The following is a 15,820-nucleotide window of genomic DNA, read 5'->3' as shown; positions in this document are numbered from 1 at the left end:
GATTCAATCCAACTAACGGAAGGAAAGTGGTAATCCGGCTTTGTGCTGTAACCACTTTTCATTCGCCAGTTCTACATCTATCAGAGGGTGAGCTCTGAGCCAACCCTCTGGAAAAGTTAAGTGCCAATGTTGCTCATCAATTTGTAACTTAATTTCCGGCAACAAGTCATCTTTTCTGCGAATCGAAAGTAAACACGACAACCTTAAGATGCGAACCAATCCGTATAACAAAGGTTGCATATCAGGGTGATATTGGGAGAACTTATTCAAATCTAGTTCTGCTCGATGACTCAATACTAAATCTCGAATACTCTTACGTTGCATTTGTGAGTAGCCGTTAAGGTTAATATGGCTAAGAATATAAGCACCATGGATATGGTATTGTTTATATTCAATATGCAAACCAATTTCGTGCAATAACGATGCAGCTTCAATAACGGCTAATGCATCAAAATTACAAATATTAGATTGTGAACACAATTGTTTATAAAAGTTGACCGCAACATTACACACTCTTTGTGCTTGTTGTTCATCGATATGATAGGTTTTAATGGCATCGTTAATTGAATGACTGCGGCGGTCATTTTTTTCGCAATTCTCAAGCATCCCATAAATCAAACCTTCCCTGAGAGCGCCACCTGAGATTTGCATTTCTTGGATTTTAAGTTGTTCAAATAATGCGACTAAAATACACAAACCACTCGGGAATATGGCTCGTCTTGCCTCTGTAAGGCCTTCAATATCTAAATTATCTAAATTGCCACAATCAATGCATTGCTGTACCAAGTTATGCAAATAATCTAAGCGGATGGCATCACTAATACCTTGTTCGACGAGGATCTCAACAACGGCTTGGGGGGTTCCTGAAGCGCCAAGGCATTGCTGCCAATCGAAACAAATAAAATCATCTATAACAGGCAATAATTTTTGTTTGGCTTCTTCAATGGCGTTGTGCATGTTCTGTTCAGATATAACCCCATCGATAAAATATCGTTCTTTAAATGTCACGCAACCCATGTTTAAGCTAACCAGGTTGATGGGCTGCATGTCATTGCCAATAATCACTTCAGTGCTGGCTCCACCAATATCAATGACTAAGGTATTTCCTTGGTTCGCGGATGTATAGGCTACGCCCAAATAGATTTGGCGCGCTTCTTCTTCGCCACTGATAACTTCGAGTTTTTGATTTAGAATTTGTTGCGCTTTTTCGATGAATACATTGGCATTTTTGGCTAAACGTAAGGTGGCGGTGCCAACTACTTTGATGTTCGATAAGGGGATGTCTTGCAGGCGTTCGGCAAAGGTTTCCAAGCAACGCCAGCCTCGCTCCATGCTGACTTGGTCAAGCATCATGCCGTCATTTAAGCCAGCGGCTAATCTTACTTTTTGTTTTACTTTGCCAATAATTTGAACCGAGCCAGAAACGACCCTAACGATAACTAAATGAAAACTGTTGGAACCGAGATCAACTGCGGCATACAGTTGGTCTTCATTGGTTACCGATGTAATTGGCTGATTTTCCATTAACGCCTTTTCTGATTGCGGTTATTCGGTCGCTTCTGATACGTTTTACCACTTTGTTGTCGCTTTTTGTACTGCGGTTTAGGTGGTGTTATATCTTCAAGTAGCGATTCTTGGTCATAATTACTTACTGGAATAGGACGGCTAATATAGCTTTCAATTGCAGGTAAATTCAACGCATATTTTTCACAAGCGAAGCTAATTGCATGTCCACTTTTGCCAGCGCGACCAGTTCGTCCAATGCGGTGAACGTAATCTTCCGCATCATCGGGTAGGTCATAGTTGAAAACGTGGGTCACTTTTTCGATATGTAAACCACGAGCAGCTACATCGGTGGCAACCAGAATATCCAGTTTATCTTTACTAAAATCTTCTAGTATTTTTAAACGTTTACGTTGTGGAACATCACCACTTAACAAGCCTACACGATGACCATCAGCTTCCAACCAATCACTGAGTTTCTCACAGGTATGTTTGGTGTTAGCAAAAACAATCGCTTTTTCAGGCCATTCGTCTTCTAGCAAGGTCAGAAGTAGCAGCATTTTATCTTCATCAGAAGGATAAAATAACTCTTCTTGGATACGGCTGGCTGTTTGTTTGTCGTGTTCAACCTTCACATGTGTGGGGTTGTTCATATGCTCGTAAGCAAGTTCTTGAACTCGATAAGACAAAGTGGCAGAAAATAACATGCTTAAACGTTTGGTTGCATCGGGCATGCGTCTGAACATATATCGAATGTCTTTAATGAAGCCTAAATCGAACATGCGATCTGCTTCGTCGAGCACAGCAACTTGAATATTTTCCAAGGAAAAAACATTTTGTTTGTAATAATCGATTATACGGCCAGTGGTGCCAATAATAATATCTACACCTGATTGCAAAGATTCCCGTTGACTTTGGTAACCTTCACCCCCATATATCAAACCAAGCGATAATCCGGTGTGTTTACTCAATAATTCGGCGTCATTGTAAATTTGTACTGCCAATTCTCGAGTAGGTGCCATTATAATAGCTTTAGGTTGCTTACCTGATTCATTTGGATGAGTCAGTAATCGATGAAATGTGGCAACAAGAAAAGCAATAGTTTTTCCTGTTCCTGTTTGAGCTTGACCTGCAATGTCTTGCCCTTCCAAAAGGTGCGGCAGACTTAACGCTTGTATTGGCGTGCAGTGGATAAAGTTTGCTTCTGTTAATGCCTTTAAAACATCCTCATGGATGGGCAGATCAGAAAAATGTGTTTCAGTTAAATGTGTAGTTTGCATAGCTTATAGCTTATCAGTGCTTGCATTAAAAACCAGTTTCTATAAAACTCTCATTATGCGCTGAACTATCTCAGCGAGAGACCAATTACGGAGAAAAGTATGAGCGACAAAATTATCCAGTTATCTGACGATAGTTTCGAGGCCGATGTTATCAATGCTGCTGGTCCTGTCCTAGTTGATTTCTGGGCGGAATGGTGCGGCCCATGTAAAATGATTGCGCCAATTCTAGAAGAAGTTGCTGGCGAGTTCGACGGCAAGTTAACAGTTGGCAAGTTGAATGTCGATGAAAATAATGAAACTCCGCCAAAGTATGGCATCCGTGGTATACCCACTTTGCTATTGTTTAAGGACGGAAATGTCGCTGCTACCAAAGTAGGTGCATTGTCAAAAACCCAGTTAGCTGAGTTTTTGAACGACAATATCTAAACTCAATTAATGCGCAGAACGACTCACTTAAATTTGGTTTTTCTGCGTATTTTTTGTATTTTTAACGAAAAATAAACATTCTTTGCATTAATCATCGTTTTTCGCTGGACGGAACAACTAATTGGTGCTAACTTTCGATTGTTCATATCTTGAACTCACCAAATTTCGCGCTCAATCCATAGAGTAAAACGAATTTAATTAGCCAAAAAACCTGAAACTAATAAAACAGGGTGCCTTTTAGCACATTTCAAATCACAAAGACCCACCAATATGAATTTAACAGAATTAAAGAATAAACCGATCAGCGAACTTGTAGCATTAGCCGAAAAGATGGGCCTAGATAATATGGCTCGGGCTCGCAAACAAGACATTATATTTGCCATACTGAAAGCGCACGCAAAAAGCGGCGAAGATATTTTCGGAGATGGCGTACTCGAAATACTCCAAGATGGTTTTGGATTTTTACGGTCATCAGATTCTTCATATTTGGCCGGTCCGGATGATATTTATGTATCTCCCAGCCAAATTCGCCGGTTTAACTTGCGAACCGGAGACACCATCGCTGGAAAAATACGTCCACCTAAAGACAGCGAAAGATATTTTGCACTACTGAAAATCAATCAAGTTAATTTCGACAAACCAGAAAACTCCCGCAACAAAATCCTTTTTGAAAACTTAACACCGTTACACGCTAATCGACGTTTTACGTTGCAACGTGGGAATGGTAGTACAGAGGATTTGACTGCAAGAATTTTAGATTTGGCTTCACCCATTGGTGCTGGTCAACGTGGTTTGATTGTTGCTCCGCCTAAAGCCGGTAAAACATTATTGCTGCAGAATATTGCGCAATCAATTGCAGCTAATCATCCAGAATGCGAATTAATGGTATTGTTGATCGATGAGCGTCCAGAAGAAGTAACTGAAATGCAACGTTTGGTGCAAGGTGAGGTTGTTGCCTCTACGTTTGACGAGCCAGCGAGTCGCCACGTTCAGGTTGCCGAGATGGTCATTGAGAAAGCCAAGCGTTTAGTTGAACATAAAAAAGACGTGGTAATACTACTCGACTCTATTACTCGTTTAGCGCGTGCTTACAACACCGTTATACCTTCATCAGGTAAAGTACTAACCGGTGGTGTTGATGCTAACGCCTTGCACAAACCAAAGCGTTTCTTTGGTGCTGCACGTAATGTGGAAGAAGGCGGTAGCTTGACCATTATTGCAACAGCATTGATCGACACTGGTTCGAAGATGGACGAAGTCATTTACGAAGAATTTAAAGGTACAGGTAATATGGAACTGCACCTTAACCGTAAAATTGCTGAAAAACGTGTGTTCCCAGCTATCGATTTCAATCGTTCTGGTACTCGTCGTGAAGAATTGCTTACCACTCAAGAAGAATTACAGAAAATGTGGATCTTACGTAAGATAGTCCACGAAATGTCTGAGATTGACGCTATCGAATTCTTAATTGGTAGATTAGCCATGACTAAAACCAATGAAGAATTTTTTGATGCGATGAAACGTCAAAAAAGCTAACAATACCTAATTTTTTAAGATCTAAAAATCCACTGTAGTTTGTGCTCCAGTGGATTTTTTATTTGTACTGCAAATTGTGATATAAAAAGTCTCGTACGCTAATAAAAATAACTAAAAAGAAGGGAATTATGAAGAAGCTACTCCTCACATTGTCACTTTTACCTACCTTATGTTTTGCTGACACTGTCGATCTAATGGCGGATAAAATTGAAGCCAAAGTTATTCAATGGCGTCATCATTTACATGAAAATCCTGAGCTATCAAATCGTGAAGTTAAAACTGCTGAATACATTGCTAAACACTTAAAGTCACTAGGGCTGGAAGTTCAAACTGGTGTGGCAGTGACCGGCGTGGTGGCAATTTTAGATAGTGGCAAGCCCGGACCTGTCGTTGGCTTACGAGCTGATATTGATGGTTTACCGGTTCCAGAAAATAATGATTTACCTTGGAAATCTAAAGCCAGGGGCGAATACAATGGTAAAGATGTACCTGTGATGCATGCCTGTGGACATGATACGCACATTGCAATGCTGATGGGAGCGGCTGAAATTCTAGTGGGAATGAAAGACGAGCTGCGTGGAAAAGTGAAATTTATTTTTCAACCAGCTGAAGAGGGAGCACCTAGCGGAGAAGAAGGTGGCGCTGAATTAATGGTGAAAGAGGGCGTTCTTAAAAACCCAGATGTGGACGCTATATTTGGACTACACATTAGCTCACTTGCCGATGTTAATACTGTTTTGTATCGCGAAGGTGGTGTAATGGCGGCGGTAGACCCTTTCAAAATTGTTATAAAAGGCAAGCAAGCACATGGCGCTTACCCATGGATGAGTGTTGATCCTATTGTCACGGCTGCACAAATGATTATGAGTATTCAAACCATCGTCAGTCGTGAAGTTCAACTTTTAGACGATGCTGCCGTGGTAACTTTTGGCGCAATTAATGGTGGAGTGCGCTCTAATATCATTCCTAACGAAGTTGAGCTGGTGGGCACTATTCGCACCTTAAACAAAAAAGCCCGTGACCTCATGTATGAAGCCATGCCAAGAAAGGTTAAAGGCATCGCCGATAGTATGCGTGCTGAAGCTGAGCTAACGCTTCCATTAGACTATTCTTATCCAATTACCTTTAATGATCATGACTTGACATCGACTATGCTGCCAACTCTTATTAAGACCGCTGGCGAAGATAAAGTGATTTACAGTAAACCGGTAACAGGCGCAGAAGATTTCTCGTTCTTCCAAGAACAGATCCCAGGGTTGTACTTATGGGTTGGTGGAAAACCTTTAGACGTTGACCCTAAAGATGCGCCTGCTCACCACACTCCTGATTTTTATGTGGATGACGAGGGAATGAAATTAGGCGTTCGTCTATTAACTAATATGACAATCGACTACATGAAACAAAATTAGTCTCGATACCACAGATAGTTAACTAAAAAAACGGCATCTATTTAGATGCCGTTTTGCTTTAATCTTATTACCGGTTTCTAAAACTATTTAATTGCTTTTTTCAGCACCAGATAACCAGTCACCGCTGACACTATTGAGCCTAATAATATGCCGAGTCGCTCATCAAAAAATGCATTGTTGCCGGTTTGTTCGAAGGCTAACGAGCCGATAAATAAACTCATGGTAAAACCTACACCACATAAAATCGCGCAGCCATACAATTGCGTAAAGTTTTGATCCGCAGGCAGTTTAGCCAAGCCTAATTTTATCACCAACCAACTAAATCCAAATACCCCCACCTGTTTGCCTACAAACAGCCCTAAGAATATGCCAAAGGTGACGGGGTGTAATACTGAGTCCACGCTGATACTGGCAATATTGATCCCCGAGTTAGCAAAGGCAAAAACTGGCAGTATGACAAAATTGACCGCCGGAAGCAGACTGTGCTCTAAGGTTTTTACAGGTGATAGGTTGGGATTATTGTTGTCCCGCATAGGAATAAAGAACGCTAATAACACACCCGCTAAGGTAGCATGAACACCGGATTTGAGCATGGCAACCCACAATACCACGCCAATTAAAATGTAGGAGGGGATCTGTTGGACATTTTTACGGTTCATGCTGGTCAAAATGACTAAACACAAAGCCGCTACAATTAATGGCCAAGTAGAAATATTGTCACTGTAAAACACGGCAATGATTAAGATGGCACCAATGTCGTCGATGATTGCTAAGGTCACTAAAAATATTTTTAAGCTGGTGGGGACGCGACTTCCAAGCAGCGCTAAAATACCCATCGCAAACGCAATATCGGTAGCCGCAGGTATCGCCCAACCTGCTAGCGCCACCGGGTTTCCCCAAGTGAAAAATGCATAAATGCCTGCAGGTACAAGCATGCCGCCAATTGCGCCACTGGCCGGTAACACTATATTCGCAGGATTGGATAAACCACCCTCTAGTATTTCCCGTTTGAGTTCCAAGCCCACCATAAAAAAGAATACGGCCATCAACCCATCATTAATCCATAAAAGTAATGGTTTATTAATTTCCAGCGCGCCAATTTGAATAACTACTGGCATTTCGATGAGTAAATCGTAAATGATTGAAAAAGGAGAGTTGGCTACAAGCAATGCAAGCACAGCTGAGCACATTAATAGGATACCGCCGGCGGATTCTTTCTTTAAAAACCTGTCTAACATTAATCACTCCTTTTAAACTACATTACAACCTTAAGGTTAGCTTGTGGATGCATAGAATGCGTAGTTAATTGCTACTTTTATCAAATCCATGCCATGTTAACGTTAATCACTACATATAATAGCTAATCCCCTGTTTATTACGTAGATAATGCATAAAAAAGCCCAGTTATTTTTGAATAACCTACATAAAATCCTCCCTTTGGGCATTTAATGTTTAATTTCGTATTAGCAAGATTTGGGCTTGGGCGAAAATTAGGCTACAATCTGCCGCCTCAATTATTGAGGGTAGTATTCCTGTTCTAGGTTTACGTATATTTTATTTAAGCGAAGGTGGAGTAGGGGCTAACGAGAGTTTGCTTTTTAACTATCATTTTTACTATTTGACTAAAATATTTATCCTCTAAACTTATTACCGACATTCAGTTGGTTCTCAGACCTAAAAATTTAGGAGCAGATATGCCTAAAGTGGCAATAGTAATGGGTTCAAAATCAGATTGGCCAACCATGCAGCAAGCTGCAATTATGTTGAAAAACCTTGGTGTGGACTTTGATGCAAAAGTGGTTTCCGCACACAGAACGCCAGACTTACTAACTGAATTTGCTAAAACTGCTGCTGATAACGATTACCATGTCATTATTGGCGGAGCGGGTGGCGCGGCTCACCTGCCGGGCATGATTGCTGCGCATACACATATTCCAGTTTTTGGTGTACCTGTTCGCTCCAGTCAGTTAAGTGGTGTTGATTCACTATATTCAATAGTGCAAATGCCTAAAGGTGTGGCTGTTGGTACTTTAGCGATTGGCGAAGCGGGTGCAGCTAATGCAGGTTTGCTAGCCGCGCAAGTTATTGCGCTACACGATAAGAAAGTGGCTGAAGCCGTTATTGCGTTTCGAAAACAGCAAACCGATACTGTACTTGCTTTAGATGAACTGGAGTTACCTGAATGAACGTACTGATCTATGGATCAGGGCAACTAGCACAAATGATGTACCTATCTTCCGTGCCTCTGGGATTCAAAGTCTACGCGGTGGATGTTGCCAATCACACTGTGGTTGATCCCATTAGTAAAATAAAACTCGATATCAGTATTGAACAAGCTATCGATATGGCCGATGCATTGTCGGTTGAGTTTGAACATGTACCGGAAGATTTGCTGGAACAGGCGCAAAGCAGCGGAAAACTGTACCCAAGCATGCAAGCTATTTTGACCGGTGCGGATCGCGTGCGTGAAAAAAACGTACTCGAGAAATTACAGATCAACAACAGTAAACACCTCATTATTACTGACATCGAACAACTCGATGATGCGGTAGCCCAATTAGGCGAAAAACTGATTATCAAAGCCAGTCGTGATGGCTACGACGGCTACGGTCAATGGCGTTTATCTAGTAACCAAGATTTACCTGCATTGAAGCAACAATTAGCCGATTTAGATTTAGAGCAGGTGCCTTTAATTGCCGAGCAAATGGTGCCATTTGACCGCGAGTTGTCGTTAGTTGGTGTTCGCGGATTACACGGTGACATTAAGTTCTACCCCCTGGCTGAAAATCTGCACCATCAAGGTCAGCTCCATGTATCGGTTGCCCCCGCGCCAGATATTGATAGTCAACTAACTGCGCAGGCGCAAACCGCGTTTACAAAATTAGTTGATGAATTTGATTACGTTGGTGTGTTAGCCGTAGAGTTTTTCCAAGTAGGCAATCAATTATTGGTTAATGAAATAGCGCCTCGGGTGCATAACTCTGGTCATTGGAGTATGCAAGGCACTGATTGCAGCCAATTTGAAAATCACATGCGCGCCATTTCGGGATTGCCATTAGGTAATACCCAAGCTCACGGCAAAAGTGCGATGATCAATATTATTGGTTGCGATGACTATTCTATTGATTTACTCAGTCTCGATCACTGCCACTTGCATCTGTATGGTAAAAGCGTCAGAGCAAAACGTAAGATGGGACATATTAATTTAACCGGTGACAGTTATGCCGACTTGGCTGAACTGATGACTACGTTGGCCAAATACGTTCCAGTCGAACATTTCCCTAAATTGTTAGATGAAGCAGATAAACTAGCAAAAATAGATTAATGGGGTGCTGATAACTTAACCACTGCGATGAAAAATCAGGCGCTTAGATGAAAACTTGCAATAAAACCCAATAAGTAGAGAAACAACTGTTGACAAGATTCAATCTGCGATTAAAATAGCGCCTCGCTTTTGAGACAAGATTTACCAACCTTGTCACTGCTGTAGAACGACTTACATCAGTAAATCAAAAGCCGTCACCTTAGTGTGCCGACTTAGCTCAGTTGGTAGAGCAACTGACTTGTAATCAGTAGGTCGCCAGTTCGACTCCGGCAGTCGGCACCATTTTCTCTTTATGCCTTTTTATCTATCTGCTAAATTCCCAGACGTTCTGTAGTCCAGACGTTGGCTTATTTAGACAGCAATCGAAAAATGGCGTGTAGATATCACTTCCAAGTAAGACTCATCCCAAAAACAAACACAAAAAATAGACACAAAAAAAGCACCGATGAAATCAAAGGTGCTGATTCAAAACTCGCTGGACGTTATCGTTTGTTTATTTCTTAAAACGACGTGATGCTAACCCCACCAAACCTAGGGAAAAAATAGCGAATGTAGATGGCTCGGGCACAGAAACCATCCCAGCGAATACCGCAATATCATTATCATCTGCGCTTACGGTATTGGTAAAGCTGCCAATATCTCCGGCTGCGAACGCGCTTGTCACCAAATAATACTGCTGAAAACCCACTAAATTGAAACTAAATTCTGAGGTGCCTATACCGCCTGAACCATCATCATCACCGGCTAACAAATTGACTAATTGATCGCTTGGCGAGAAATCAAATTCGTATAGATGCAAATAACCATCATAATCCTGGATACTGCTAAAATTGAATTCTCCCGAACCAGCAGTATAAAAACTTTGTACATGATATTGAACCGGCCCTGATGACGAAATTGCCGGTCCTTGATAAATTGGACGAGCCCAAAAATCCCCAGTCCCATTAGTATCTGAATAAACTAACGTCGAAAAAGCCGGCGCTGAGCAACATGCCAGCATTACTAACATCAATTGTATTACCTTTATTTTTATTTTATCTATCACCGTCTTCTTCCTTTAATGATTTGTTTTGTATTAACTGCTAAGCCCTGCATCGCAAATGTAATAACTAACAAATGCAATAATTTACAAGAGCAATAATTAAACCAATGTGAAAATTACCAATGTTTTCAATGTGTTTGTTTTTTGTACAGGTGGTGGGAGAGGGGTTTTGTAAAAGAACTGGACGTTATTGGATAGTTGGGATGTGACTTATACCGAGTGTCAATATAGTAAACCGGTAGCAACTCATTTTAATAAGTTGCTGCCGGTTTATTAAGTATTTACTTGATTTGAGTAATTATATGTTTTTTTGAAATATACAACATTATGGGTTGCCTATATCTGATGGCGGGTTAAGTTTTTTCCCTTTTTTGGCAGGATCCATAGGGTGTAATTCTCTTCCTGATACATTTCTAAATTCAAAATTGGCATATTGCAAGTCGCTTCCACCTTGAATTTCTGTGAGGTAGTCATCGGCAATTTCTTGCATTGTTTTTAAGTTTAATTTGCAGTTCATTATATTCTCACTTGTTAGAGTACATTTTTTGTACCATATTAATTATGTAAAGATTCATAAATATTAACATTTAAATGTGGGACAAATAGTTGTGTTTTTGGGACAAAAACTTAGAAATGTACTGTCAATTTTAGCTTTTATTTATTGTGTTAACTCATATTCTTTTGAGTCGAAAAAGACACTTGAAGATAGTCCTTTAGGTGCTACTCACTCGCTCTTTAAAGGGAAGTCTTCTTTATGGTTAGGGGGAGAAAATGGAATCTTTGCAATTACTGGCTCTTATGTTTTACGTTATGGGGAAAAAGATCATTCTCTGTTTGAATATGATGTTGAATCCATATACGAAGATATTCAAGGGGGAATTTGGATTGCAACCTTTGGGAAAGGTATTTATTTTTTAGAAGCCGATGAGTTTTATAAAGTCGATTTCAATATTAAAGAAAAAGTGTCCCTATTTTGCCGCGATATCAAAGGTATCGATGAAGTTATTTATTTCAGTTGTGGCGGAGAAATATATAGTTATTCAATTGCAACAGGAAAGTATAAATTAGAATTAGATTCATCTATTGCTGATACGAGAGATATTACGTTTTTCGAGATTGCTGAAAATACTATTTATGCGATTGATGAATACAATAAGTTAATCAGTTCAAATAACGGGGAGATCTTGGAGCTTATTTCCCCCGATAAATTTGAGAATATTTTAGAGTTTCACACTGTTTTTGTTTTAGATTCAAATACCTTGCTTGTTGGGACAAACAAAGGACTACTTTCAATTGATAGAAAAAATAATCAAGTTGGCTTTTTACTAACTGACAGTATTGATGAGGACGTCACTCAAATTTTTAAGTTTGGAAATCAAGATCTTTGGATTTATCAAAATGGATTTAAAAGAATAGAGTTTATGAATAATAAACAGCCAGAAACAGTTAAAATTTTTGATGAAATGGGAGGGGTCGATTTTGGTGACGTTTATGATGTTAGTGTTTTTGATGATGACACTTTTGTTTTTTCTAGTCCTCTTTTTGGTATCACCACATTCAATTCAATAAATAATTCGATTGCATATTTGAATTTATCTAAAAGTAGTTCAGGCTCGATTGAAGAGAGTTTCTTCGATGGCGAAAAGCTAATGCTATCTTTTAATAATCGTCTGCAAGAATTCGATTTGGATACTTTCGTAATAAAAGAGCTTACAGAAGATATTGGCTTTGTAAGCTCAATTAGAAAGCTGTCTGGAAATGCATATTTAATATTCTCAGATAAATTAGGGTTAGCGGAGGTTGGTTTTAAGCAAGGCGGAGATTATGAAATTAAGTACTTCAATATAGATTTAAAAGGGGGGGAAATCACTTCTATTTTGTCTTACTCAGAAAGTTACTCTCTATTTGGCGTGATAGGTGGAAAATCCCCGGGTATTTATAGAATTGATAAGTATGGAAACTATAAGCAATTAGTTAAAAGTGTTAATCCTGATATTTTGCTAAAAAAAACTGATGGTCAAATAATTGTAGCGCTAAGGTTTTATGGAGTTAAGAGCCTTAGCGAACTTGAACAAATAGATGTAGAAAATCTTATTGTTGATAAAAAATTAGCATATATTAACAATTGTTTATTGGAAGACAATCAAGGGGTCATTTGGCTTTGTACCGATGGGGCTGGGCTAGCTTATTTAGATGAAAATTCCGGAGATTTAAAATATATTGATACTGTTTATACTGCGAATTCTAGACATATAAGAGAGCTTGTGCAGGATTCGGAGGGGTATTTCTGGGTAATGACCAATCAGGGATTGGTTAGATATGACCACGTTAATAAGACCTCAATTAAACTCGGTAAAGAAGACGGTATTAAAGATGTCGACTTTGAAATAACTGCTTCAATAAATCTGACAGATGATCAAATACTGATTGCCGGAGATAGAGAAAATTATATAGTAAATACTCGTTTGGCCAATCGATTTCTCGATAAGCGCCTCAAAAAAGTTAACCAAACAGTATTTGTTGATCTCATGGTGTTGCTTAGGGACGAACAAGGCATGGTCTCAAAAAAGCTAGATTTGATTAAATCTGTTGAGAATAATACACCAATGGTGATTTCTTATGATGAATTTTTATTCGAATTAAGCTTCGCCGCGAATAACTTTGTAGATCGTGATGTATTGAAATTTCAATATAGGTTAGTTGGTTTGAATAATAGTTGGGTTGACGCTTCTACGAAAAATGCATCAGCCACTTACTCAACATTGCCAAGCGGAGACTATTTATTTGAAGTCCGTGTCGTGGATCCCAAAAGTGCAAGTATACAACCCGTAAATTCATTAAAGATTAAGGTTCGACCTCCTTATTGGCAGACCTGGCAGGCTTACACTGTCTATATTATTGCGTGTATTCTTGCTTTAATTGGTTTTTCTAAATATCGAACTTTTCAGCTTAAGTCCCTCAATGAAAGGTTAGAGTCCTCTGTTCTAATACAAACAAAGGAATTGGCTACAAGTAAACGGAGGTTAGGTGATGCGTTGCACCATAAAGAATTATTGTATGCAAATGCATCTCATGAGTTTAGGACACCACTTGCTTTAATTTCTGGCCCTATTGAACAACTTGCGAAGTCTATTACAGACGAAAAATCAAAAAGGTTTTTAGATATATTGAGGCTTAATGCATTTCGACTAACTAATCTAGTCGACCAAGTACTTGAATTATCGAAAATAGATTCGAGTAGGTTGGATGATAAGGTTCACTATGATCTTTATAACTCTATTCAAATAATCGTTGAATCATTTAGACCAATTTCGTTAAGTAAAGGACAGCAATTAATTTTTAAAAATACGTGTGAGGGAACTGGTACTTACATTGCTGACTCTTTGGAAAAAATACTTTCGAATTTACTAATGAATGCTTTTAAATATAACAATGAAGGTGGTGATGTCGTTGTTTGTGTTTCAAGCGTAGATAGTACTCTCACAATAGAAATAGCTGATCATGGTTTAGGAATAGAAGCTGAAAACATGGATTTGATTTTTGACCGATTTACTCGATTGGAAAACGCTTCCGAAGCCAATGGATCCGGTTTAGGCTTAGCAGTGGTCAAGGAGCTGGTTAACGCTAATGGGGGCAATATAGAAGTCGAAAGTCAAATTGGCGAGGGTACAAAATTTATAATTAGCCTTCCTAAAAGTAATGTTACTTCTATTACAGAATCTGAATTGTTTGTATCTACTTCAATCGATAATAACAAAACTGAATTGGAAGTTGTCGATATCGATAGCACTATATCAAGTGTAAATAATGAAGCTACTAAGAAGCCTTCAATCCTGATAGTGGAAGACCAAGTCGATATGCGTAATTATTTAAGTTTAATTTTTAGCAAGGAATACGATTGTTATTCTGCTAAAAATGGACAAGAAGGGTTCGAAAAGTCATTGGAAATAATACCGGATATTATTGTTACTGACCTGATGATGCCAGTGTCAGATGGTTTTGAGCTAGCCGGCAAGATAAGGGAAAACGAACTGACGTCCCATATTCCCATCATCATGTTGACTGCCAAAGGCGATGATAAAACTCGAATGGCGAGCTGGGGACACCATATTGATCACTATATCAAGAAACCTTTTAATAACTTAGAATTGTTGGCTAGGGCGAAAAATTTACTAGAAATAAGACGAAAGATCTCACAAAAATATAATTTCAATGGTGTTGAAAATAAGAATATTTTCGAATTAAATAGCGATTGCATGTCTTCTGAGCGGGATACGCGCTTTTATGACAAATTTATTGACTGGTTAGAAGATAACTATAAAGATAATCGTTGTAGTAGAAGTCGAGCAGTTATTGAACTCGCCATAAGTGAAAGGCAATTAAATCGTAAACTCACCGCATTTACTAATTCTAGTTTTACTGAACTACTGAGAAAATACCGCCTTATTAAAGCTAAAGACGATTTACTCAATGGCAAGCAGATAACTGAAACTGCCTTTAATGTTGGTTTTTCATCGTCGGCTTATTTTAGCAACAAGTTCAAAAAGGAATTTGGGCTGTCTCCCAAAGCTTATATCAAAAAAATGAAAGCGGATTAAAAAAAATGGCGCTTTTTAAGCGCCATTTGCATTTATCTTAATTGTATCTGCGATTTAACCTTCAGTTTTATCTTTGGCTAACCGTACTTTCAATGTACGTTCCTGAAAATCAGTATCGTTTAACTTCTTAATCATTTTGTCTGCACTGCTACTGGCAACTTCAACAAAACCGTATCCTTTGCGTTTTCCAGTGCGGCGGTCTTTCATTAATCGAACTGAGGCTACAGTGCCAAATTCTGAAAAATGTTCAGATACTGCATTTTCGTCTACTTTATATGGAAGGTTACCAACATAAAGAGTGGTGGTTGATGATATGTCTTCTGCTGAACTTTTAACTGATTTGGATTCAGAAATAAGTTTAGAAAATTGAGGAATGGCGATTGCTCCGAAAAGTAAGCCGAAAATGAAGGCCAATTGAACGGAAGTAAAATCGTCTGGGAGTGCGAAGTAAGCAATGATTGAAAATGCTATAGCGAATAGTGTGTTTAATAAAGAGAAAGATTTCATGTAGTAATTACCTAATATGATTATTGTTATAGGATTTCTTTTAAAAAGGAAAAGAAAGCACTGCCATGTTACGCATAAATAAACAGATAACCAAATTTGTTTGCTTATAGATTGCTCGACCCGCTCAAACATTGTCCGTTTATTGGGCTTTAGTCGTGTTTTTTCGAGAATTTGTCATTAATTTGAAATAAACC

At 39.0% G+C, this 15,820-nt stretch carries 12 protein-coding genes and 1 tRNA gene; 7 read left to right on the top strand and 6 right to left on the bottom strand.

The window, feature by feature from the left end:
- Nucleotides 1-12: 12 nt before the first annotated feature.
- Both ABWV72_RS20305 and rhlB read right to left on the bottom strand, forming a co-directional pair.
- Nucleotides 13-1,524 (bottom strand): Ppx/GppA phosphatase family protein, encoded by a 1,512-nt coding sequence (locus ABWV72_RS20305; RefSeq protein WP_303502159.1) that lies wholly within the window; start codon nt 1,522-1,524, stop codon nt 13-15.
- Nucleotides 1,524-2,783: an ATP-dependent RNA helicase RhlB gene (rhlB, locus tag ABWV72_RS20300; RefSeq protein ID WP_216047934.1), complete on the bottom strand. Its 1,260-nt coding sequence runs from the start codon at nt 2,781-2,783 to the stop codon at nt 1,524-1,526. Before rhlB ends, ABWV72_RS20305 begins: the two co-directional genes overlap by 1 nt.
- A 99-nt stretch (nt 2,784-2,882) precedes the next feature.
- Between rhlB and trxA the strand changes: the two genes are divergently transcribed.
- The 3 genes from trxA (at nt 2,883) to ABWV72_RS20285 (ending at nt 6,154) form a co-directional block, all read left to right on the top strand.
- Entirely contained in the window at nt 2,883-3,209 is a 327-nt protein-coding gene (gene trxA / locus ABWV72_RS20295) for a thioredoxin TrxA (protein WP_008845982.1), read from the top strand.
- 270 nt (nt 3,210-3,479) lie between these two features.
- A complete protein-coding gene (rho, locus tag ABWV72_RS20290) occupies nt 3,480-4,745 on the top strand; it encodes a transcription termination factor Rho (RefSeq protein WP_216047933.1) in 1,266 nt (421 codons plus the stop codon).
- Between the two features lie 128 nt (nt 4,746-4,873).
- Nucleotides 4,874-6,154, top strand: a complete 1,281-nt coding sequence (locus ABWV72_RS20285) for an amidohydrolase (RefSeq protein WP_353372756.1) — start codon at nt 4,874-4,876, stop codon at nt 6,152-6,154.
- An 83-nt stretch (nt 6,155-6,237) separates the two neighbouring features.
- Here ABWV72_RS20285 and nhaA read toward each other — a convergent pair whose 3' ends face one another.
- Nucleotides 6,238-7,392 carry a Na+/H+ antiporter NhaA gene (nhaA, locus tag ABWV72_RS20280; RefSeq protein WP_216047931.1) on the bottom strand — a complete coding sequence of 385 codons (1,155 nt, stop codon included), beginning with the start codon at nt 7,390-7,392 and terminating at the stop codon, nt 6,238-6,240.
- Between the two features lie 456 nt (nt 7,393-7,848).
- Between nhaA and purE the strand changes: the two genes are divergently transcribed.
- The 3 genes from purE (at nt 7,849) to ABWV72_RS20265 (ending at nt 9,761) form a co-directional block, all read left to right on the top strand.
- Nucleotides 7,849-8,340, top strand: a complete 492-nt coding sequence (gene purE / locus ABWV72_RS20275; RefSeq protein WP_303502155.1) for a 5-(carboxyamino)imidazole ribonucleotide mutase — start codon at nt 7,849-7,851, stop codon at nt 8,338-8,340.
- Nucleotides 8,337-9,479: a 5-(carboxyamino)imidazole ribonucleotide synthase gene (locus ABWV72_RS20270; protein WP_353372753.1), complete on the top strand. Its 1,143-nt coding sequence runs from the start codon at nt 8,337-8,339 to the stop codon at nt 9,477-9,479. The genes purE and ABWV72_RS20270 overlap by 4 nt, the downstream gene beginning before the upstream one ends.
- Nucleotides 9,480-9,685: 206 nt before the next feature.
- Nucleotides 9,686-9,761, top strand: a tRNA-Thr gene (locus tag ABWV72_RS20265).
- Between the two features lie 211 nt (nt 9,762-9,972).
- On the opposite strand, the gene ABWV72_RS20260 is transcribed toward ABWV72_RS20265, so the two are convergent.
- Together ABWV72_RS20260 and ABWV72_RS20255 are read right to left on the bottom strand one after the other, a co-directional pair.
- Nucleotides 9,973-10,524, bottom strand: a complete 552-nt coding sequence (locus tag ABWV72_RS20260; RefSeq protein WP_353372751.1) for a PEP-CTERM sorting domain-containing protein — start codon at nt 10,522-10,524, stop codon at nt 9,973-9,975.
- A gap of 322 nt (nt 10,525-10,846) precedes the next feature.
- Nucleotides 10,847-11,038 carry a hypothetical protein gene (locus ABWV72_RS20255; protein WP_342806756.1) on the bottom strand — a complete coding sequence of 64 codons (192 nt, stop codon included), beginning with the start codon at nt 11,036-11,038 and terminating at the stop codon, nt 10,847-10,849.
- A gap of 91 nt (nt 11,039-11,129) precedes the next feature.
- On the opposite strand from ABWV72_RS20255, the gene ABWV72_RS20250 reads away from it, so the two are divergent.
- Entirely contained in the window at nt 11,130-15,119 is a 3,990-nt protein-coding gene (locus ABWV72_RS20250; protein WP_353372749.1) for a hybrid sensor histidine kinase/response regulator transcription factor, read from the top strand.
- Between the two features lie 54 nt (nt 15,120-15,173).
- Here ABWV72_RS20250 and ABWV72_RS20245 read toward each other — a convergent pair whose 3' ends face one another.
- Nucleotides 15,174-15,626, bottom strand: coding sequence for an RNA recognition motif domain-containing protein (locus ABWV72_RS20245; RefSeq protein ID WP_216047925.1), 453 nt, complete (start codon nt 15,624-15,626; stop codon nt 15,174-15,176).
- Nucleotides 15,627-15,820: the final 194 nt, after the last annotated feature.

Origin of the sequence: Aliiglaciecola sp. NS0011-25, assembly GCF_040370605.1 — a bacterium.
GTDB lineage: Bacteria > Pseudomonadota > Gammaproteobacteria > Enterobacterales > Alteromonadaceae > Aliiglaciecola > Aliiglaciecola lipolytica_A.
Note: the sequence above shows the minus strand (reverse complement) of the source record. Positions and strands in the feature narration are given on the sequence as shown.